The following is a 22,800-nucleotide window of genomic DNA, read 5'->3' as shown; positions in this document are numbered from 1 at the left end:
TTGAAAACAAAAACTTACATAAACTGGTTATTTATCTAGTGTTACATTTTTGTGCTGTAGTTTTGCTTATTCGCGGTTTACTCGTACAGGTGCAAGATGTGAGTAAAGCTTTGAAGTAGATTTTTAGCGTATTTATTTTATAAAAAGGCGAGAACAGAAGACCATTCGACAGCCAGCAGTATGGGTTTCAAAAATGGATTATCCGGGGATACGGGTGTTTTTGTCGGGGGATGTGGATGACTGTGTTTTAAAGCTTAAAGCTGCTATATAGGACAAGTTTTTGAAACCAACTTTTGGGGGCACTTATTTTAGAACAAAAACAAAAAACAGCCGTAACACAGGCAATCATCGGCTCTTCGGAGGGAACTGTTAAGTAGTAATACTCAGTTTTGGATATCCAGAAGCGTTCGGATCTGGGCGGCTAGCTGTGGATTGACGGTGCGCTCACCCCGTTCAATCAGGGAGATGAGGTTTTGGGACACACCGAGATAACCTGCCAGTTTAGCCTGCGCCCACCCTTTGGCAATACGAGCTTCTCTAACTTGGCTGCTAGTCAAGTCGGTGTTTTGTGGCGGTGTAACCTTGGCTTTCGACTGTAATCGTTTTACCTTGGGTTTAACTTTCGACTGTAATCGTTCTACCTTAGGTTTTGCCTTTGATGCTATAAGTTCAGGGATAGGGGCTGGGGGTTTGATAGTGAGTTTGGCTCTTAGCAGCTTGTCCAAGTAGCCTTTGGGCTTCTTATCCAGTGAGTCTGGTCTTAGCCATTCGGGATAGGTTTCCGCGTCAAACACAATCTGCCAGTTTAGCTTGAGCAGTAGCTTTATGGCACTATCCCAGCGCTGCTTTAGGTCATAGGCTCTGCGAAAGTCTAACTGGGCTTTATCTATTACCGTTTTCGGGAATGCAATTTCTAATAGCTCAATTACTCTGTACTTTCCATCAAGACGAACTCGACTATCCAATGTTAGATATATAGCCAACCTTAGCGCAAGTTCATCATGGTAGGGGTCAATTTTCAAAACTTGCTGGGCTAAGTAGCCAAACTGATATAAAGCTTCCCGCGATTTGGCTCCAGCTCGGTTTAAAAAATCTTGAGTCCACAATCCTGGCTGTATTGTGATGTAAACTTCATCAGGATTGTCTATCTTTCCTGACAAATTAAACTGACCGGTGGCTTTAATCTGGACATTCCACATTCTCCCTACAGGAGCGCTACCTATAATTTCTCCTTTTTTGTTTTTTCCCTCCACCCAAACGGCTTTGACTAGCAGACAATCAAGGGCAAAGGCTGTGCTAGCAATTTCTAACAGCTTTTCTGGTTTTACTTTTTCGTGATTTTTATCCCAGCCAAATTCCTGGATGATATCGCTTGCTTTCAGGTTGAATGTGGTTTGCCAAGGGTTCTCCTGGTTCATAGCATGGGCAGCGAAAATCAGGTGTAGTTTGGCAGTTGTAAAACCAAACTTATCAATAATTTGTTGAGCTTCATCCCAAGGAAGCATGGTAATATCGCCTGGGCTACAAATGTAATGCTCAATGTAATTGTTGGGGTTGCCTTTGGCTCTATGCTGTAAACAAGCTATTCCCTCAGTATCCCTTTGCCATAAGTCTTTCCGAGTATAAGCTTCCATGCTAGAAAACATTACGGCTGATGAGGGCATAGGAACTATGGGCTTCAGCTGTGATTCGGCAACTGGTATGGCTTTGTCAAGCACATTGTCATTTGTACTTGACAATTCTGTGTTGTTTTTTAATTCCGTCGTAAAGCTCTCTACTATCTGCGTGGCGACTTCTTCCACATAGACTTCATCTTCAGCTCTCTCAGGCTGTTTCCATGTATCTCTTATTATCTTGATAGCCGCTTTTATAGCTATTTTTTTAATGCCCTCTGAGAAGTCATTCCGTAGCGCCATTATTAGTTGTTTCTTATCAAGGAGCAAATTTGGATCAGCTTTCGTCACCAGGTTACTAATATTGATTATACCAGAGTTGTTTGAGTTCGGCTCGCTCTGGGGTTTTTTGTGTTTATTGTTAGGATTTGTATCCTCTGCCATAACATTCAAAAATTTAGCAGCGGGGCTTGAATAGTTAAAAGTATAATATGTTTCACAATTTAATTATTTTGTGAATTGAAGATTTTTTAAAATCATTTTTCCTCCTCTGGTTCGTCGTTTAAATTTTGTTCTAAACGTTAACTTTTTCACGAGTGAAATCGGCACGCTGCCAGCACAAAGTAAATTGCTGGGCAATTCGGTAGCTGCGATCTGCGATCAAAGCTCTTTACCCGCACACGCTCATAGCGGACGAGGGGCGCGAACGCTATCGCGGGTGGCTGTGGCAGTGATAAAAGGGTAAGCGGGTTAATATTTACTACATTCATTGCTTTTCATCTTTTTTATCCTTGTTCTTTCGGTGTTCAGCTATGGCTTTTTTGACTACTACCCGTGTTAGCTGGGGTATCGTTAAGAACTCTTCTTTAGCCCATACTTCTAGATAATCAATATCGTCTTGGTCTAGCCGCAGGGTTATGCGAGGCTTTTGGGAAGGCATTTAACAAGTATCTATAGGTTTGTCACTTGTTTAGAATTATCTCCCTTACTCGTCTTTTAAGAATTTAACTCGCTACCTGTTGACTTAGTGACGCACCAATCGTTACTATAACATCAACAAGCCAAAAATTAGTACACAACAAAGGCAATAGATGCCGGAAAGTGCTATAAGGCTTAACCAAAAAGTGATTCCGCAAATAAGACCGGATTTGAGTCAAATTAATTCAATCCCGGCAAAATCAGCATCTTGAATAAATTTGAACTATGACATTGCTATACAAATCTGCCGAAATTTGGCAGAAGCAGCTAAATTCTGCTGCCAATTTAAATTCGCGTGAGTTTATCTGTGGGAAAGACCCAGGAGCGGGTTACGGGAAAGCGATTTATGGTGATCTGACGGTGGTTGTGCCTGCCGCATATTCACTATTACGGAACCGGAATATCCGCCACCACGAAACCATCAGTAAGGATGGTGCTTGGGTTCGGTATGTGTCCGGTTCTCGCAAAGACTTAACCGAAGTTCAATTCTTCTGGGGAAGTGCTGCGATCGCGCAACCAGACCACATCCTTTTACATGAGGACAAGGGACAAAAAGCCCAGTTAGCCCTTGAAAGCATCCTCGCAGACTTAGCAATTATTAACATTCCAGATGGTTCTCATCTTTGGATCAGCATCTCCAATCACAACCCTGACAAGTGGGAAGCTGAAATCAAACGCAGAGTTTCTGGGATACACACCTTTTTCCACAAGCATCCCGTGTCCCGCGAGATAGTCAAAAAGACTGTCGAGATTGCAGTTGCAGGCGTTTATCCAGAAGGTTTTGGAAGCATTGCATATTGCCTGTTTGGTAATAGCTCTCTCCAGCTAGACCCATCACAGACCGCAATTTCACTCGATATCGGGTCAAGCACCTTTCTTGCAACTGTCTTCACTGGCAGCGGTGCGGTGGTAGACCGACACCTAATTGAGGGTGGTTGTGGTGAGTTGCACTCGGTAATTGCAGAAATGCTAGACAAGAGAAACGACTTTGCCAGCCTTCTCTCCAAGGATGTAAAACACAGTCCAAGCCTGATTAACCAAGGCATACTCGCTGGCACTTTCACCTACGGCGGCAACGCCATGACTGGCAAGAAATTTGAGACAGAGTATTACGAGTGCCTAGAGCAGTGGTGGGATTCAAGGATTGAGAAATTCGCCAACTTCATCACGTCTAGCAACTACCTAGACAAAGCAGCCTATCTTGTCTCCTGGGGTGGTGGCGTAGCTATAAGAGGTGTGCAGGACAAGCTGGCTTCCTTGGGCTTCACAGTTCTAGACCAACCCCAATTTATTAATTCCCAAGGCTTGAAACTACTGACTGAAATTCAAAGGGAGGACACTAATGACTAATTCTTTCGATTCTCGGCGCATCACCATCAGCTACTTTGCTGCTGAGGAAGTCTGCAAAATGTTCGGCTTGCCCTTGGATGTGCCATCGCAAGCACTGGGCAGTGCAGTTGAGAAACTGATTTTCAAAAATGGAAACCTGCCAACCGCCCAACCACTAGCAGAATCAAATGCGCCTCCGTCAAATGTGCCTAATAAATCAGCCCTAGCAGCTATGGCGAAGGCGTATCAACCCAACAAAAACCAAGAGGCAGCATGACACCGACCACTACCCTCACTCATCACCCAACAATTGCGACTACTGACCGAAATCTGCACACACCCTGACTTTCTGGCAATCAAGGACGATGACGAAGCGATCACAAGCCACCGACCAAAGTAACTGCGATCGCCCATCAATCCCTCGAAGAGTGCATCTCCCTGATCGGAAATTACACAAAGGACATAACTATGATGACAAAACCTGTAACCTATTTCACGTCTAGCAACCAGATAGATAAGCTTGTAGAGCGCTTTGGAAGTCAGCTTGACCTGCTAGACCGTGAGCAAAAACTCGAATTGCGAATTGTTCTGACTCCTGTTTGTGTTTGGTCAAGAACAAATGGGTGAGAGCTACTCTCTTAATGACGCTTGGTTTGACAGTTTGCAGACGTTGATGATTGAAGATGCAGAGCTAATGGAATGTTTATCCCTACTTCAAGGCATCAATATTAGCGATGCTGAAGGCTTGCAGGAGGCTCTTTTAGCTCAATGCAGGCATGGCAACGCCAGACTTAAAAACGCCGTAGAAACCACCACAGAGGCACTTGTAGGGCGAGGTATTCCCCATGATTTAGCCTGTGAGGTTGCCATTATCACGCATAAGGTTGACTCGATGCGCGATCTGCGCTTCGCAGCAGCGCTTCGCTATCGCACTTTAGAGGAACAGGCAACCGTAGCCAACGCACATAAAATGCTGATTGTCAACTAACCCAATTATCCTTCTTGAGAAAATTTATGGACTACCAAGACAGACAGGAATTTAACACTGACAACTACAAGGTTGAGCCGACCGTCTCCGAGGTTAACACCTCCAATTATGGGGATGACCCGATGAGCAAGGTGTTTGAGACTCAGCCAATCCTGGAATGGGCTAGCCGTACCTTTTTCGGCGTAACTGGGCATGACATGCTGATTGATCTGGATCGGGATGCTTTAAGGCAGGCAGGGGATGCACTCCAACAAAGCGATCGCTCTTGCAAAACTTTGAAGGGCTTAGAAAAATCTAACGCTCAAATGGTACAAAACAAGGTTAACGCTGCAAAGTCAATTGCGTCCATAATCACCGAACGTCTTAATGGGGCGCGGTCAATCATGGATTCTGCCAAGGATGTTTACCTGGCAGGGGCAGAGTTTAAAGCAGATCATCGCAAAATTCAAGTCCAAACACAGTATGGGGTGCAAAGCATTGAGGCACAAGAAGCCAGCGATTTAATTCTAGAAAGAGCGCGGTTTTTGAAAGAGTTAGCCCAGATTAAAGTCAACCATGACAACAGGTTAACTGAGGCGGTGAAGACCGACGATGCAACCCAACACGCCCTAAGAGCGCAAGTTTTCAGAGAGCTTAACACCGAATATGTGCGCCACCTGCAAGCACTTGGACGCTATGGGACACCAGTACAAAATGCCCTGCCCACTCCCCCTATGCCCGTTTATGACACCGTTAAACCTCAAGGTGGAGGGATTGGACAGTTTAACAGCTTAATGCGAAACATGGCTGGGGTATTTCGTCGCACACTTGGCATCTAGATAAAACAGATAACCCGTGGTGTAAGTTGAAAGCCTCACCACGGGCATCATCCACAATTAACTGAGAATTATGAACAGTCAAGAATTTAACGCATTTTCTGGGTTGATGGGGATAGGGACAAACCCAACAGAAGCCCCGGCATATGACGTACCTAAGACCCAACACCCATCAGCTAACTATTACGACGCTCCCACTTACAGGGGCGAAAATTTGGCAGATTTAACCGACGATGAGAGAAATGCTGAGTCTGTTGATAGGTCAGAGATTGATGACATCAAGTCAACAGGCAATTTAACTGAGGCGATCGCCTTACTGGGGACTGGCGCATCAATAACAGTTGCCTTAAGTGCCTACTCTAATCCTGGCTTTGGTTTGGGGGTTAGTCTTGTAGGCTGCCTGGTTTTTGCAACTGGCGCAGCGGGAAAAAACGGGAAAGCTGACTTAGTTCGTACTGGAGCTATGGCGGTAGGGGCAGGTTTTGGGGTTGCTTCTGTTTGCAATAGGTACAGCCAAGAGCAGGCGATCGCCACTGTCAACACTGCGGTAGAACAGTTTGAAATTCCCCCTCAGCCAGGTAGTACAGATATACCTAGCTGGGCAATAGTGGCAATCATCGTGGCAGGACTGGGTTATCTGTGGTGGATGAAAGCTTACTCTACTAAGGCTTCTAGCACCAACACTAAAAATAATCTGCCTTTCTAATCGAGCAATTAAAAAAGGGGAGTTATGCTCCCCTCTCATTTTTCCGCGCAAGCGAGCGAGAGCTAAGAAAATTATGCAAGACTTTAACCCGAATGACGGCAACCCAGAAGACTTAGAGCAACTAAGAGCGCGGCTAGAAAGTGCCTTATCCCACCCTGAAAATGTGGATGCACTAAAACCAGAATTGGAACGATTAGCCCAGCTACAAAAACAGCAGCAAACACACTCACTTTTCTCACAACCTCAACCCCTAAAACCTCTGCCCTTGCCGAGCGCAAACCTGTTTGCTAAGGGATGCTTGCTAGTGAGTGTGCTGTTAATTGGAGCGGCGATGGCAACCCCAACCAAGACCAGTTACGATGTTTGCTTTAACCCGAAACCACTACCCAATCAGCCGCAATGCTTAGGGGCGAAAAAGTACCGGATTGATGAGGACAAATTGAGCGAAATTACCCAACATTCAGGGGTACACGCTATTAACCGCGTTCAGGGGCATCCAATGCTTGCTATTAGTTTAGGCGTGATTGGAACAGTTTTTGCAGGCGCGGGAACGCAAGCAACACGGGAAGCTTTGAAGGTGAAAACTAGTAGTGTAGTTAGCGATCGCCTTAAGCGCCGGCACGGGTGGACACAGGAGAAAATCCAAGCTGATGCTAGCGTGAAAGCATCCCACGAAGCAACCCAACACGGGGTTAATTATATAGAAGTTCATAACGCCCACACTCTGACTGCTGAAAGCGCTTTTCTTGAGTTTGCTTCTTTACATCAAGCGATCGCCTCATTACCGCCGCAACTGCAAGACCAGTTTGTAAACTTCCTGGCTCTCAAAGAAGCCGAGCAACAGGCGCAAGCTCAGATGCAAGCGCAGTTACACGCACGGCAACAAGACCCCCTAACCCAACTATTCGGCACAACGCGCTCGTCTCCCGAATCTTCATCGCCAGGTCAATCAGAGCTTTCAAGCCCAGCATCACGGCTAACCTCTACGGGCGGAGCAATAATTGAGAACTTGGTAACAGCGGACCGCTCAATCATCTTTTTGGGTGTACCAGGTAGCGGTAAAAGCGTCTCAATGCGGGTCTTAATTGGCAGGATGCGAAAGCTACATGGGGAGAAACTTGAACTTTATGCCATCGGTTCTAAGGGCGGTGACAGCTTTGCCGGGATAAAAACCATATCCTACTCTGGCAACCTGGAAGATGCTTATAACACTCTAATAAAGGTGTATGCCGAGCATCGTCACAGGCAGGACAATCTACCTGCTAACCAGCGTCAGAAAATAGGTCATGCTCACCCAATCTGTTTGGTGTTTGATGATTATAAAAACTTCTGCGATCGCATGAAGACTGCTGAGGGGAAAACCAAGGTTAGCTTTCCTGGGTCAATCACAGAAATTGAGCTTAGTGACGCATTTAGTAACGCCATGAGCGACATTGCCTTTAACGGTAGAGAAGGCGGTATTAAACTTATCATCGGCACTCAAGCTAGTAACGTTACAGACCTACCTTTTTTAGGCTCTGCTCAGGCGAGAGAATCTGTTATTTTATGCTACCAAGCTAGACAGAATCCAGACAAGAAAGCGAATGGGTTTGGTGTGATTGATGGGGTGTTAAAGAATGCGAACGTGATAGGAGACGCTAAGACTCGACAGGACTTAACCGCACAATACCCCAACGTTAAAACTGCCTCTATTTCTACTAACCAACCTGTGATTTTATCCTCAGTTACTGATGACGGGATGTGGGCATTAGGACTTGTACCAAACCTCACCAAAGAGGATGATGAATTAGAGGCAAGTTATGCCGAAGTTAATGATATTAACGATTCACCTGATGAGTTAGAGACAGACGTTGAGGAAACGAAGTTGTCGGCAGAGGCTACAGCTTTACGTAACTTTTTAGTAAGAACCAACCGCAAACAATCCTCCATTAGAGAGCTAATATCTAACTTTAAAATCAACGGTAAACGATTTAACACCAATGAAATTAAGCGGTGGCTGAATGAAATTGTAGAGGCAAATATAGCAGCTTGGGTTAATGAGGGAGAGATTGAGCTAAAAGATTTTTAAAGGGATTTGCTGTCTGCTGTCTCCCCCAAATACACCTCGTTTTGAGGTGTATTGCGCCCTCTCTAGACAATAGACAGCACAGACAGCAGACCCATAAAACTTTTGCTATAGCTTGTTGGATGTCAGCAGACGGACAGCAGACAGCACTTAGACAGCATCTGGACAGCAAGCGTGATGCTCCCGACGCAACATTCTTTGGAACACATCTTAGACGCACTGGTTAATGTCAATAAAACCCAAATAGTTAATCCACCGGAAAAAAATGAAAGCTAAATTATTGGATTGGATTGAAGTTACTACTGTTTCACTTGGAGTCTCAGGAGCAATAATGATTATGGTAGGGGGAGGCAGTTGCTTGTTAGGGCTTTCTGGCAAAGTCATTAATAACTTAAGTCAAGCATTAGAAGCACAACAACTAATTATCAAAAATATGATGTTCTATGGGGCAGTTTCGACATCGACTGGACTGTTTTTAGTAGGGAGTGGGGTAGGCATTGCTAAGTTTGTAGGGGAAAATTTATTATATGAAGAGATGAACCGATTAGATGAGAGGTTGCAGCAGAAAATAGACCATTCCGAGAATCAATGCTTTCAATGTATATACCATTCTCCAAATGGTTACTTGCCTTGCGCGGTTAATCCAGAACAACCAGAGAATTGCCCGGACTTTGAGCGAACAATTTGAGGCGAACGCCTCCACCAAACCCAATAGAAAAGCCCCTCGGATAATGTGGTTGAGGGGCTATTTTGTTATTAAGTGTTCGGATTGTCTTTTTGCGGGTTGAGCGTTTAACGGGAGCCAGATCGAAGTATTGACGTACCCGCTCTATCATCGCCACAATTGCTGTACTGAAGAAGAAACTTCGTAGATGCGAGCTTAGTCCAAAGATTCTCCATTTATTTGAAAAACCACTCCCACTTTTCACTCGTTTTCACTTCTGGCAGTGAACTGCAAATCATTGATTTTAACCAGAATAATTGTCCTAACACCTCAATTAAAACGCCAAATATTAAATGTACGTGTATTCACATATTATAGTACAAATAAAATTGATTATGTTCAAAATTATTCAGATAATAAGTATATTTTTATCTGAATAAAAAGTAGAATGTTATTACTTACGTAAAACAAATTTCTTAATATATCCAATTGAATGACTCGTTTTATTCATGACCAGTTTGCGAAAGACTATCTCGAAGAATTATTAAAACCTTATGGGGAAGTACAAGCAGCCAGCCGTGTAGCAGGAGAAGTTCGAGAAATTGATGTTTTATTTTCTCCTTCAGCAGAACAAACCACCAATTTAGAAACATTAGGACTATTAGGAAGATTTGCGGAATTTCCTGCAATATTAGAACCATACCGCAATGCTGCGTCGAAAGAGGAAATCTGCGATTGTGTGTTGAAATTATTAGAAGTCAGAGGTGCATTACAACGAGAAGCGAATCGAAATAATACTTCTGTTCAAGACTCAACAGTACCAAAATTATGGATACTCACGCCAACGGCATCCGCAACACTGCTGTCAGGATTTGGTGCAGTTCAAGGGGGTGATTGGTTGCCTGGAGTACATTTTATGGCAGAGTATTTGCGGACAGCTATCGTTGCCATTCATCAACTACCGCGTACCCAGGAAACGTTGTGGTTAAGAATTCTCGGTAGAGGAAGGGTACAAGCACAAGCGATTGATGAGTTAGAAGCGCTACCATCAAATCACCCGTTTCGCAGAGCAACGCTAGAATTGCTGTACAACTTGCGGCAGAACTTGAGAGTAAATCAAAGTCCAGAAGATGATGATAGGGAATTAATTATGCGACTAGAACCACTTTATCAACAAGACCGGGAACAAGCCAAACTGGAAGGAGAACGCCTTGTTGTCGAAAACTTACTACGAGTTCGCTTTGGTTCATTAGATAACGAATTAAGCGCAATTATTTCACCATTATTAGCTTTATTGCCAGAAGAATTTACCCCATTACTAATGCAGTTATCGCGGGAGGAATTAATTGCTAGGTTTGGTGGACAATCTTAATATTTAATTGGTCAGTTACAACAAAAGCGAAAAATCATAAAAATAGCATGTCGGAGATATTATCCCCGACATATTTAATGCACTAAAAATAACCAAATATTTTAGGTAGGATAAACCCAACAAGCAACGGGTGACGATGCAGATAAGCGCTCTTGCTTCAAGCTAAAAACTAAAAACTTATTATAATTACAGCTAATAATTAATTCCTAATTCTTTCCACAGAGACAATTGCCCAGGTGAAATATTCCCCTTTCTTCTACAATGATATAATAAATGGCAGCTCGTGCAAACAGCACAAAGATTGTCTAATCTGTTGTCTTCGGGTGTGAAGTTTTTGTGATGGACTGTAAGTGTTAACGCCATTCTTTCAGAACGAGAAAGCCCTTTTGTGGTATCACCTGGACGGATGCACTGTAAGTTGCACTTAGAACATTTCCAATCTGCGGATTGTTTAACTTCTAACGCGATATCTGCCCAATTCTCTGGGTATCTGTTATGAGATTTTTTCAACATCTTTATGTTACTGGGTGATATAGTCCCGTCTTCTCGTTAAACTCCCACCCGATACCAGAAGTATCCTTACGCTTAGACCACCCGACAAAAAGTGGTGCTGGCTGGCTACTTCTCTCTTTGCGTACAGTTTCTACATTCACACCAAGTCTTTTAGCTAAATTGTCTTCTGTTAATGGCTGAATTTTAACACTTTGCCCTTGATAATAAGAATTGTTATAATACGATTTATTTCGCTTTGGTTGGTTGTTGAGGTTATTTTGGAGAAGGATAATTGCCTCGGCAAATTGTGCCATTCGAGTTGTCATCCCCTCGATTTTTTGTTCTAAATCGGCGAGACGTTTGGTTGAGTCCGTTCCATTGCGAGGCTCCTCACCCAACAACTGTGACTCTAAACTATCAAGTCGTTCGTAAATTGCCCCTATTGCTTGACTTGTGGCATTGTATGTGCAATCACTGCTGCTATCCAACGCCAATATCAATTCATCCAAACCTTGAAGTACCTCACTTGTGCGTCCTTGTCGGTGCAAACGGGATAATTCCCTAACTGCGGGAATTAGGGGAGTGGGGACACGCACCATTGCACTTGGTTTATTTTCATCACAGGTATCAGACATGGTGATATCGCACTTGATAGCTCTGCTATCGATATCGAATAGATAGCATTGATATCACAATATCAGGAATTGGATGCTTAAAGCATTATTTGATTAACTGTAGGAGCGGGACTCAACCAGGGGATTGTATTGTATTTATTGATTGCTAGTCAAATTTATCGCGTACTGCCTACACCTTTCTAACAAATCAAAAACGCCAGTGCAGTCAAAAAGTGCTGGTGTTTGAAACTGGCAGCGAGTCAGGAAATTTAAGAAGCGAGTACGAAACCAACTCCGACCCCAAAAACTTACAACGTTTGCGGCGTGAGTTTTAAAGCAACGACCTGGCGCACTCGTAGCAGCAAGCCATATCACGCCCGCTTTTTGCTCAGTAATGGAGGTAGTGTCACAAATAGACAACTCCCAAAATTTTTTATAAATGACACGCTAACATAAGGATAATTAACAGGTTGCATACATCCTTCTATACAAAAACCTTGTGTTACTGATTCCTCTTGATAAGCTAATTGAGGCAATTACTGGTATCGCAAATCCTATTCTCAAGGACAAGCTTCAACGCAATGAGACCGTTATCAAATTATTAAAGCAATTTAACCTTGATCCTGAGCATCCTCCCGCTGATTTTAGTGGTGTTTACGCTTATACCTTGGTAGAATACGGCGTTGGTAAACCCAAGGCATTCCTAAAACTTTTCCGCGAAGAAAAAATCAAACAAGCTTTCCGTAAAGCACTAGACCACAACAACCCTTCAATTCTTCTGTCTGAAGTTGATGTTTTTCTCGATACCTATGCCTTGGGTGATGAAATCAAAACCTTGGGAATTAACATCAGGCGAGAAGTCGCTGCCTTTGCCACAGTTTTTATCGAAGTTGCTAAGCGCAGCCGGACACCTGCTGATGTTTTGATGAACCAGCAGATAGGTTCGTTACATAAAAGGATAGCGAGTATTCAAGAACAGTTGGAAAGACTGCCGACACTGGAAGGAATGAGAACAGAGATGGCGCGGTTGGCAGCACAAAGTGTCGAGACGTCCAATGGAAAGTCTTTAAATGAAAAGAAATGTAAAGCCATAGCTTTAGCCCAGCAGATGCAAGGCTGGTTTGAAACCTTGGGCTACCGCTTTGAAAAGTATGAAGTTTGGGAAGACAATTATTTTGAGTGGATTATTGATATTCCGGCACGACGTAATCGATATGACCGGATTCTTGTACGTGGAATTGAGGGTGAGGGAGGACTGAGTGATGTGATGGCTTTGCGTCAATCTGTGGAGGCGCAAAGAACTGATGAAGGTTGGTTGGTAACGGCAAGGCGAATTTCACGGGCGGCGCGTGATGAAGTGGAGAAACCAGAAAATCGCCAGCTTGATTGTTATACTTTTGACGAACTGATAGATCAGGATGCTGACTTCGGTGATTATCTCGACTGGCTAGAAGCGGAAGTTAAACGACGAGAAATCGACAAAAAATATGTGGCGTTGGCTTGCAGCAAAGAAGAATTTGACTCACTTAGCAAGCGCAGGATAGGAGTCAGTCGTTACGATGAACGCGACGGCTGGATTGATGGTTATCTTGATGTGTGGTTAGATGACCCTGCTAAGGAGCATATCTCTATTTTAGGGGAATTTGGCACTGGAAAAACTTGGTTTGCTTTTCATTATGCGTGGATTGCACTACAACGTTATCGAGATGCTCAAAGACGTGGCGTTGAACGTCCTCGGCTTCCTCTGATAATTACGCTGCGCGACTATGCCAAAGCACTGAATGTTGAGAATGTTCTGGCAGGTTTCTTTTTTACGCAACACAATATCCGCTTAAACAGCGAGGTGTTTGACCAGCTTAACAGCATGGGTAAGTTGCTGCTGATTTTTGATGGCTTTGATGAAATGGCAGCAAAGTGCGATCGCCAACAAATGATCAACAACTTTTGGGAATTGGCGAAAGTCGTCGTTCCCGGTGCTAAAGTTATCCTGACTTGTCGCACCGAACATTTTCCAGAAGCAAAAGAAGGACGTGCTTTACTCAATGCGGAATTGCAAGCGTCTACCGCCAACCTGACAGGTGAAACACCACAGTTTGAAGTGCTGGAATTAGAAAAATTCAACGACGAGCAAATCCGGCGAGTGTTGTCATTCCAAGCTGAATCTACCACAGTTGACCAGGTGATGGACAATCCACAACTGTTGGACTTGGCACGTCGTCCGGTGATGACAGAGTTAATTTTGGAAGCATTGCCAGATATTGAAGCAGGTAAGCCAGTGGATATGTCGCGGGTTTACCTGTATGCAGTGCGGCGCAAGATGGAACGAGACATCAAAGCAGAGCGAACTTTTACTTCTTTGGCAGATAAGCTCTACTTTTTATGTGAACTTTCCTGGGAAATGCTGTCTACTGACCAGATGAGTTTAAATTATCGCCTTTTTCCCGATAGAATTCGTCGCTTATTTGGTGATGTTGTTCAGGAGGAGAAAGATTTAGACCACTGGCATTATGACATGATGGGGCAGACAATGCTGATTCGTAATGCCGATGGTGATTATACTCCCGCGCATCGTTCGCTGTTAGAGTTTTTTGTGGCTTATAAATTTGCGGCTGAGTTGGGGGCGTTGGCTGATGATTTTATTGAATTGGCGCAGGGGCAGTTGCATATAAATAATGATGCAGCATCAGTTGATTACACTTGGTCATTTTATTTTCAGCGACAAGTGGACGAGGCGAGGGGGATTTTGTCAAGTGCCCCACTGAGGAGATTTGCAAGTGAGTCGTTGGAGAAGTTGAGGGAGAGTTTTGGGCGATCGCCGCTCACAAAAGCGGTGATGGATTTACTTTTGCCGATGCTAGAGACTCATTCCCTGATCACTTCTTTACCGCTTCATCCAATTCTCAAAATTCTTGAAATGACAAGAGGTAAAACAGAAGCTGAGGTGGGTTATATTGGAGGAAATGCGGCGACGCTGCTAGTGAAGGTTGATAAGGCTGCATTGGAAGGTAAAGACCTTAGCCGTGCTGTGATTAAAGGTGCTGATTTTACTAAGGCTAGCCTGCGGCGCGTCAATTTTGCTGAAGCGAACCTGGTTAAATCTGTTTTTCCCAAAGTTTTCGGTGCGGTTTTTTGTGTAACGTTTAGTCCAGATGGCAACTTGTTTGCTACAGGTGATGCTAATTGTGAAATTAGCTTGTGGCAAATTATTGATAACAAACAAATTTTAAGACTTCAAGGGCATAGCGACTGGGTACGCTCAGTAGTTTTCAGTCCTGATGGTAATACTATAGCTAGTGCTAGTTATGACCAAACACTTAAGATATGGGATACTCGCACAGGAGAATGTCTGAAAACCTTGTATGGGCATACCAGTAGGATAAATTCAGTGGCGATGCATTCCAATGGTCAAACTATAGCTAGTAGCAGTGATGACAAAACTGTGAAGCTATGGAATATTCATACAGGAGAATGCCTAAAAACTTTACAAGGACATACCAGTAAAGTTCATTCAGTAGTCTTCAGTCCTAACGGTGTCACTTTAGTTAGTAGTAGTAGTGACAAAACCCTGAAGCTATGGAATATCTGTACAGGAGAATGCCTGAAAACCTTACAAGGACATATAAATTCACTAGGATTTGTGGTTATTAGTCCTGATGGTATGACCCTTGCCAGTTGCAGCAAGGACAAAACAGTGAAGCTATGGGACATCTCCACAGGAGAATGTCTGAAAACTTTTCAGGAGCATACCGATTGGGTACGCTCATTAGCAATTAGTCCTGATGGTATGACCCTTGCCAGTTGCAGCAAAGACAAAACAGTGAAGCTATGGAATATTCGTACAGGAGAATGCCTGAAAACCTTACAGGGACATACCGAGTGGGTAAGGTCTGTGGCTTTCAGTCCTGACGGTACCATTTTAATAAGTGGGAGTGATGACCAAACGGTTAGGCAATGGGATATCCTGAGTGGAAAATGTGTAAATATTTTGCAGGGTTATATTAGTGTCGTACGGTCACTGGCAATCAGTGCTGACGGTGCAATGTTTGCTAGTAGCAGCGAAGATCAAACAGTGAAGCTATGGGATATCCATAGTGGTGAATGCCTGAAAACCTTGCAGGGGCATATCGGCAGGGTGAATTCAATAGCAATTAGCCCTGATACTACAATTCTAGCCAGTTGTAGTTATGACCAAACAGTGAAGCTATGGGATGTTCGTACTGGAAAATGCCTCAAAACGTTGCATGGGCATAAGGGTGGTGTCAATTCAGTGGTAATCAGTCCTGATGGTAAAACCCTAGCCAGTGGTTGTGGTGATCAAATGATAAAGCTATGGGATATCCATACCGGAGAATGTCTGAAAACTTTCCAAGGACATACCGATTGGTTATGGTCAGTTGCATTCAGTCCTAACGGTAAACTTTTAGCTAGTGGAAGTTATGACAAAACAGTGAAGCTATGGGATATCTCCACAGGAGAATGTCTGAAAACTTTACAAGGATATACCGGTAGGAATAATTCTGTGGCAATCAGCCTTGATAGTAAGATCCTAGCCACTGGTGGTGAAGACCAAACGATAAAGCTATGGGATGTCCATAATGGTGAATGCCTAATTACCTTGCAAGGACATACCAGTTGGGTAGTCTCGGTTGTCTTTAGTCCTGATGGTAAGACTTTTGCCAGTGCAAGTAATGATAAAACAGTCAGGCTATGGGATATTCACAGTGGGAAATGCCTGAAAATTTTGCAGGGACACACACATTGGGTAAATTCAGTCATTTTCAGCACGGATGGTCAAACTCTTGTAAGTGGGAGTTGGGATGAAACAATAAAGCTTTGGGATGTTAACACGGGTGAGTGCCTAAAAACTCTGATAGATAGACTCTATGAGCATATGAATATCACAGGCGTTACAGGTTTAACGGAAGCTGAGAAAGCCACGCTCAAAGCCTTAGGTGCGGTGCAAGATGGAGAATAAATTAGGCGCGATATGCCAGCTATGATTATAAAGAATCTTAAATGTCGAAACTGCGATCAAGAAAATAATCAGAAACAGCCGACCTAAAGAACACAACAGCCCAGCAGTAGCATACACGACACAAGTGCGACCGCGCACATTCACTACGCGGTATTGACAATCTCTTCAATCATCCTCAGAGCAAATTATCTCAATCGTTGCTTGCTTTCCGCTCTCTTTGCTACTCGCCATTTGTCAACTACGCATTCGTGGATGGCGTACAGGTCTGGGAGTGCAGTAGTTGGCTGCGGCGGTGCTTAGTGCAACTCTAATTCTTCCATTTGTTGCTTTTTCGCCTGATTTTCTGCTCTCAGGCTACTCCCCCAAGATTACCTCCAGTTGGGCTAACTTAAGTTAATCGGTGCAAACTGTTCTTGGATGGGCGCTAACTGTGCAGCCATCTTGACAATAACGTTATTGGCAGAGTCTGGTTCCTCTGACTCGCGTTTTTCCAATAACGTTATTGGCAAAGTCTGGTTTCACCGTTTCACCTTTGACCATAACGTTATTGGCTACTTTGACACCAACGAGCGAGAAGGCGTTTTAATGTAGCTCAAGATTTGGAGTGCCGTCAGGCAAATTTTGCTCTAACTGTTTAAGCTTCTCATCAATTCTTCCCACGCTTGACGCGAACTAACATACGCTATTACCAGATGCATCAGTTATAGGCTACGGAGCGCCTGTTCCTACCAAAGACAATTGCTCGTGACCCGGCATCGTTCACATACAGCTAGCAACTTTACACTTGAGAAGAAATAGTAATACTTACTACGGAATTTTCCGCGCATCACTTAATAGCAATGTGCGGCGTAGAGTATTTGCGCTCCCGGCAGCGCTTGAAGCGCGTTCTGGAGCGGTGTTTTACTGAGACCGATCGCTCGTATGTTCTTCAACCTCAAACGGATCTCTGTGTTACAGCCAAGTGGAGCTTGGCTGGAATCCTCTGAAAGGGAATTCGGGGGGCTAGAGAAGCGATCGCATCTATAGCACTGCGGTCAATAGTGAGAACACTTCAAGTCTTTTTATGGAACAAACACAATTTAACAGCACTAATTGAGTTATCTTACCTCTATATGGGGCAGAGCCAATCAACTCACTTATGAGCCGAATAATTGCAATATTTAATCAAGCGGGTGGTGTCGCCAAGTCAACAATAACCCAAAACTTAGGCTACCATTTAGCACAACTCAAGCATCGTGTCCTCCTCATCGACATGGACCCCCAAGGCTCCTTAACAATCTTTATGGGTTTGGTTCCTAGAGTTTTAAACAAAACCGTCTATGATGCCATAGTCGAAGAACAACCCCTGTCGATTCATCAGGGAATTCATGGCATGGACTTAGCCCCCACCAATACCACCCTTAGTACGGCGGAAATGCTATTGGTCAATGCCGAACTGCGCGACTTCCGTCTCAAAGAAGCTATTGAGCCAATCCGGGACGATTACGACTTCATCTTAATAGACTGCCCTCCCAGTCTAGGACTGCTAAGTTACATTTCTCTTGTAGCCGCTACTCATGTCCTTGTCCCCATCGAAACCCATTTTAAAGCCTTTGAAGGAACAAACGAACTCCTGAAAACCGTCGCCAGGATTCGCACCAAAGTCAACCGTCATCTTGAGATAGCTGGTTTCGTTCCTACCAAATACGATTCCCGTAATTCCCAGGACACTCGCACCTTGGGAGCAATTACTGAACAACTTTCTCTTGCTGGAAAAGTCTTTCCCCCCATTCCTCGTTCCACTACCTTCGTTGATGCAACAGAAGACCGAATGCCCCTAGCCGTGTATGAGCCAAAGCATCCAGCTGTTGCCGTCCTTAAACAGTTAGCTAGCAGCATGGAGTCCTTAAAATGATCCGCAAACGCAACCAACCTCTCAAAAGTCAAATTGAAGTGCCTTGGGACCCCAGAAGCGATTTATCTGCCAACGCTGCCGCCGAGTCAACCCAGAACGTGCCATTAGAGCAGATAAGTCTCCCCCAACAGCAACCTCGGCGTTACTTTGACCCCCAAGCTCTAAACGAGTTAATCGACTCAGTCAAACAGCATGGCATCCTGCAACCCTTATTAGTGCGCCCCATTGATGAGGGTCAATACGAATTAGTGGCAGGGGAACGACGCTACCGCGCCGCAAAAGACTGTGGACTAGAAAAAGTCCCCGTCGTTGTCCGCGAGTTAAGTAACGAAGATGCTTTTCAACTGGCACTAATCGAAAACTTGCTTCGAGAAGACCTCAACCCAGTAGAAGAAACTGAAGGCATCCTACAACTGTTAGCTGTCAGATTAAAGCGGAATGTTGAGTCAGTTCCAACCTTACTGCATCGCCTGCAACGCGAATACAAAGATGCAGCCAAACTTGCCAATAACGTTATTGGCAAAAATTCCGTATCGGATCTAGACTCTGCCAATAACGTTATTGGTAAGAGTAAATCAGATGAGATGGAATCTGCCAATAACGTTATTGGCAAGAATGAATCGTCAGATCCGAACGCTGCTAATAACTTTATTGTCAACAGTGACTCGGATGAGAAACCGGAATCTGCCAATAACGTTATTGGCAAAAGTGAAGTATCGGTTCAAGACTCTGCCAATAACGTTATTGGCAAAACTGAAGTGGAGGAATCATCCGCTGCCAATAACGTTACTGTCAAAAATGAATCTGATGAGGGTGAATCTGCCAATAACGTTATTGGCAAAACTGACGCATCGGATCAAGACTCTGCCAATAACGTTATTGGCAAAACTGAAGCGGATGGATCATCACCATCCCCCAACCCGAATTTAAGTGCCAATCCAGACCTGAAGATTATTGAAGAAGTATTTACCGGCTTGGGGACAATGACCTGGGAGTCCTTCGTCAATAATCGTCTGCCCCTACTAAACCTCCCACAAGACATCCTCAATGTGCTGCGCTCTGGACAAATTGCCTACACCAAAGCCAAAGCCATTGCCCAAATCAAAGACGATTCAACACGACAAACCGTTTTAGACAAAGCCATTACCAATAGCTGGTCTCTATCACAAATTAAAGAACACATCAACACTCTATCACCCACTACACCACCACCAACGCCTCTCAAGTCTCGCCTGGATGCCACAATCCGCCAGGTAAAAAAAGCCCGGATTTGGGATGACCCCAACAAGCAAACTCGTCTATCAACACTTCTAGCAGAACTAGAAACCCTCCTGGTTGAGGATTAAATGTCACAAATGCACATGTCCATAATCCGTAAAACCCTTACCAGGACTGCATTTTACAGGGAATAATAAATTACGAACCTGGCTGAACTGGAAACCCTTCTCACTCTCGATTAAACGCCACTAAAACCTACGCCTATAATTCGTAAAACCCTTATCATTACTGCATTAGAGAATGTATAACAAACCACAAAAGCAAAATTAATAAACTACACTAGCATTTAAAGTCAAAGTCGATCGCCCTTTCCTAATAATGCTAGATAAGCATAAGATTGATCAGCTACTGAACGCCTGGTTGGATTTCTTTTATTTGGAAAACCTCTCCCATGCTGAAGTTGATGCTGCTGACGATGATAACCAAATCTTGGACAAAGGCATCTCCCTGGTCGGCGACAATCTGCTTATAGAAGAATCCTTATTTAAACAACTCAAACAACAATTTCTCGCGCTCAAGAAGAAAGGGAAAAATAATGACTTTCAAATGGCTGTAGCTTTGCCTCAAATTTGGCGGGCAATTGAAGGCAGTCGTCGATTTTATCCCCTGTTCAAGATTGATATTTCCAGCATCTTTCAAGGCAACTACCGCGCTAAAGGTTGGGATTTGACTTCTTTTGAGTTCCAACCCGTACCGCCAAACTTGATGGAATTGTATCAGCTTGACGAAGAAGAAATCGAAGCCTTAGTCACTTTAGAAGGTCTCAAAGTCTTCTTAGAAACCACCTTCAAGCAATCTTTTACCAATCTGCAAGACTTTCTTGACCTTGTTGACTTGCCAGTCAAACCTTACACAACCAAACGCGCTCCCTATCTGCTGCACTTCGACTTCGTTGCTTACAATTACAATCTCAAAAAAGACTTACAGAAAATATTAGAGCAGCCGCAGTGGGAGTGGGCAGATGATGGTCATCCCGCTTATGAATATCTGTTCGGGCAACCCAAACAACAACGCCACGAGATGCTGTTTCTGGGTGCTTTTCCGACTCATCCCCCAACCGACTCTCAAGCAGTGGCTCTCAAACACATTCAAGAGAACCCCATCACTGCCGTTATTGGTCCTCCAGGAAATGGCAAGACTACCTTGCTGTTGCACAAGATAGCCCAGCAAGTCGTTAAGCGGGCTGTGCAGTTGGCGCAAACGGGACAAGATGAAAGTAATCTGACCCTAGTTACCAGTACGAACAACCGGGCTGTCTCCAATGTTGAGCAACGATTAGCTCAAGACTTCTCAACCGACCGATTTTACTTATCAGGAGGCTCTAAAGAGTTAATCACAAAACTTGTTATACCCAAACTGCAAGCCGCCATTGACTGGTTACAAAACGAGACTTTTAACGAAACCGAATGGCAGGGAGTGTCTGAAAAATTGTTGGCTGGAGTCAACCAACTACATTCTCAACTGGAGCTTGACCAACGACAACTTCAACAACGGGCAGAGGATGAACAACTGCTTCGAGAGCTTGTTGAGGATATCCAAGCAAAGTCTCGTGAGATAGAAACGCCCCAAATAGAGCAGCAACTTCAAGAGCAGCTACCATATTCTAAACCCGACTACTCCCAATTCCCCCTAGAAGCCTACCAGATGATTCAGCCGCACCTTGAAAGTGCTTGGCGATCGCTCCCGCGTGTAGACCGCTCCCAATTTAATAATAAAAATGGTAATTGGTGGGTGCGATTGCGGCACTGGCTCACAACACTCTGGCAAAAGCTGACCAGAACCACTGAGCGACACATCCTACGAAAGTTGCACAAACAGATTTCAGCTCCGGTTCTGGCTACCCTAGCAACACCCTTTCCCTTTCAAATTCCTCTCACCAGGGAGTCTCTGTCTGCTGCTTGCTCCTCTGTCGCCACGCAGCTAGAAGCCGCGCACCAGTGGCACGCCAAATTTCAGAAATTGGCTGACACTCAAACCCATTTAGACTCGCTCCAGCGCCGTCAAGATGACCTTGTTGCTCAGAAAAAACTTGTTGAAAAACGGTTGGCTGGCTATCCCACTCAAGATTTTTACACTCGCTTCTACACCGAACACCACCCGCTCGCTGTGCATTTATTTGAGTGGTCTTGGCAGTATCTGCAACTCCAAGCACTACAACGCAAGCATGAAGTTATTGCCTCCTTAAAGACTTATATTAGTGTTTTGAGTGGCGAATGGGAGGCTTACCGCACCTTTGGGCGTGACTGGCGAAATATTTACTCTGACCTCAGCCTGTTGTTTCCAGTTATTACTTCAACCCTGCACTCTGTCCGCAATCTACTCCCCTATCCCGACAGCGGCTGTATTGACCAGCTGATTGTCGATGAAGCTGGGATGATTCCCGTCCATCAACTATTTCCTACCCTCGTGCGCTGCAAAAAGGCTTTGGTTGTGGGCGACCCCTTGCAGTTGGAGCCAGTTATTAGCTTTAGCAAACAAACTCTAGAACAATATTGCACGCAGGCTTTTCTAGAGCGGGGACTGAGTGAGTCAGACTATGACCGCTACAGTCCAACTGCTGGCGACACAGCAACCGCGTATCACCGTGCAGCGGGAGCTAGTGGTCAATCGGGAGATTTGGGCAACGGAATTATTCTCAAAGAACACCACCGCTGTGTTCCACCCATTATCACTTTTTCAGATCGCCTCTGTAACTATGGATTAATCATCAAAACCCCCGACAAAGCTTCTGCACTTGGTTCCAATTTGATTGCTTACCACGTCGAGGGAAAGTACGAATCCCACACAAACCCTGAAGAAACGAGAGCCGTCGAAGCAATTATTGAGGAGCTGCTTAAGTATGGTTACTGCATCGATTCGCCAGACAATGAAAAAACAATTGGGGTTATTTCGCCTTATCGTCGTCAAGCCAACGCCGCTCTGTAAAACTTATACAATCTTAGACATGCCAAGACTCTTGTTTGCTTCCTGCTTCAACCGGTCTCCCAGGCAGATCCCGTCCACAGGCTTCCACGGCA

At 44.4% G+C, this 22,800-nt stretch carries 16 protein-coding genes; 12 read left to right on the top strand and 4 right to left on the bottom strand.

The genetic code is table 11. From position 1 onward, the window contains the following. Positions 1 to 383: 383 nt before the first annotated feature. Both AABK37_RS30510 and AABK37_RS30505 read right to left on the bottom strand, forming a co-directional pair. The gene (locus AABK37_RS30510; protein WP_432555239.1) at positions 384 to 1,916 is read right to left on the bottom strand and encodes a helix-turn-helix domain-containing protein; all 1,533 of its coding nucleotides are present in this window, start codon (positions 1,914 to 1,916) and stop codon (positions 384 to 386) included. 463 nt (positions 1,917 to 2,379) lie between these two features. Continuing rightward, on the bottom strand, positions 2,380 to 2,553 hold the full coding sequence (locus tag AABK37_RS30505; RefSeq protein ID WP_432555238.1) for a hypothetical protein: 174 nt from the start codon (positions 2,551 to 2,553) through the stop codon (positions 2,380 to 2,382). 263 nt (positions 2,554 to 2,816) lie between these two features. Between AABK37_RS30505 and AABK37_RS30500 the strand changes: the two genes are divergently transcribed. The 8 genes from AABK37_RS30500 to AABK37_RS30465 all read left to right on the top strand — a co-directional run bounded on the left by AABK37_RS30500 (position 2,817) and on the right by AABK37_RS30465 (position 10,530). After that, on the top strand, positions 2,817 to 3,941 hold the full coding sequence (locus tag AABK37_RS30500; protein ID WP_432555237.1) for a ParM/StbA family protein: 1,125 nt from the start codon (positions 2,817 to 2,819) through the stop codon (positions 3,939 to 3,941). Next, entirely contained in the window at positions 3,934 to 4,197 is a 264-nt protein-coding gene (locus AABK37_RS30495; RefSeq protein WP_432555236.1) for a hypothetical protein, read from the top strand. The genes AABK37_RS30500 and AABK37_RS30495 overlap by 8 nt, the downstream gene beginning before the upstream one ends. A 342-nt stretch (positions 4,198 to 4,539) precedes the next feature. After that, positions 4,540 to 4,908 carry a hypothetical protein gene (locus AABK37_RS30490; protein WP_432555235.1) on the top strand — a complete coding sequence of 123 codons (369 nt, stop codon included), beginning with the start codon at positions 4,540 to 4,542 and terminating at the stop codon, positions 4,906 to 4,908. A gap of 26 nt (positions 4,909 to 4,934) precedes the next feature. Beyond that, the gene (locus AABK37_RS30485; protein WP_432555234.1) at positions 4,935 to 5,726 is read left to right on the top strand and encodes a hypothetical protein; all 792 of its coding nucleotides are present in this window, start codon (positions 4,935 to 4,937) and stop codon (positions 5,724 to 5,726) included. 70 nt (positions 5,727 to 5,796) lie between these two features. Beyond that, positions 5,797 to 6,429 carry a hypothetical protein gene (locus tag AABK37_RS30480; protein ID WP_432555233.1) on the top strand — a complete coding sequence of 211 codons (633 nt, stop codon included), beginning with the start codon at positions 5,797 to 5,799 and terminating at the stop codon, positions 6,427 to 6,429. Positions 6,430 to 6,502: 73 nt separating this feature from the next. Beyond that, on the top strand, positions 6,503 to 8,497 hold the full coding sequence (locus tag AABK37_RS30475; RefSeq protein ID WP_432555232.1) for a hypothetical protein: 1,995 nt from the start codon (positions 6,503 to 6,505) through the stop codon (positions 8,495 to 8,497). 262 nt (positions 8,498 to 8,759) lie between these two features. Further along, complete coding sequence (locus AABK37_RS30470; RefSeq protein ID WP_432555231.1) at positions 8,760 to 9,182, top strand: hypothetical protein; 423 nt, start codon at positions 8,760 to 8,762, stop codon at positions 9,180 to 9,182. Between the two features lie 469 nt (positions 9,183 to 9,651). Further along, a complete protein-coding gene (locus AABK37_RS30465) occupies positions 9,652 to 10,530 on the top strand; it encodes a hypothetical protein (protein WP_432555230.1) in 879 nt (292 codons plus the stop codon). A 515-nt stretch (positions 10,531 to 11,045) separates the two neighbouring features. On the opposite strand, the gene AABK37_RS30460 is transcribed toward AABK37_RS30465, so the two are convergent. After that, positions 11,046 to 11,657 carry a hypothetical protein gene (locus AABK37_RS30460; RefSeq protein ID WP_432555229.1) on the bottom strand — a complete coding sequence of 204 codons (612 nt, stop codon included), beginning with the start codon at positions 11,655 to 11,657 and terminating at the stop codon, positions 11,046 to 11,048. A gap of 478 nt (positions 11,658 to 12,135) precedes the next feature. On the opposite strand from AABK37_RS30460, the gene AABK37_RS30455 reads away from it, so the two are divergent. After that, positions 12,136 to 16,611: a beta-propeller domain-containing protein gene (locus tag AABK37_RS30455; RefSeq protein WP_432555228.1), complete on the top strand. Its 4,476-nt coding sequence runs from the start codon at positions 12,136 to 12,138 to the stop codon at positions 16,609 to 16,611. Positions 16,612 to 16,994: 383 nt separating this feature from the next. Here the strand turns inward: AABK37_RS30455 and AABK37_RS30450 are convergent, their stop codons facing one another. Further along, positions 16,995 to 17,120, bottom strand: coding sequence for a hypothetical protein (locus tag AABK37_RS30450; protein ID WP_432555227.1), 126 nt, complete (start codon positions 17,118 to 17,120; stop codon positions 16,995 to 16,997). Between the two features lie 629 nt (positions 17,121 to 17,749). Between AABK37_RS30450 and AABK37_RS30445 the strand changes: the two genes are divergently transcribed. The 3 genes from AABK37_RS30445 (at position 17,750) to AABK37_RS30435 (ending at position 22,708) form a co-directional block, all read left to right on the top strand. After that, positions 17,750 to 18,505, top strand: a complete 756-nt coding sequence (locus AABK37_RS30445) for a ParA family protein (RefSeq protein WP_432555226.1) — start codon at positions 17,750 to 17,752, stop codon at positions 18,503 to 18,505. After that, the gene (locus AABK37_RS30440; protein ID WP_432555225.1) at positions 18,502 to 19,851 is read left to right on the top strand and encodes a ParB/RepB/Spo0J family partition protein; all 1,350 of its coding nucleotides are present in this window, start codon (positions 18,502 to 18,504) and stop codon (positions 19,849 to 19,851) included. Before AABK37_RS30445 ends, AABK37_RS30440 begins: the two co-directional genes overlap by 4 nt. A gap of 250 nt (positions 19,852 to 20,101) precedes the next feature. Then, positions 20,102 to 22,708, top strand: coding sequence for a DEAD/DEAH box helicase (locus tag AABK37_RS30435; protein ID WP_432555224.1), 2,607 nt, complete (start codon positions 20,102 to 20,104; stop codon positions 22,706 to 22,708). The last annotated feature ends 92 nt before the right edge of the window (positions 22,709 to 22,800 follow it).

Source organism: Tolypothrix sp. VBCCA 56010 (genome assembly GCF_050875635.1).
In the GTDB taxonomy this organism is placed as follows: domain Bacteria; phylum Cyanobacteriota; class Cyanobacteriia; order Cyanobacteriales; family Nostocaceae; genus Hassallia.
The sequence above is the reverse complement of the archived record's forward strand: the minus strand, read 5'-3'. Positions and strand labels throughout refer to the sequence as shown.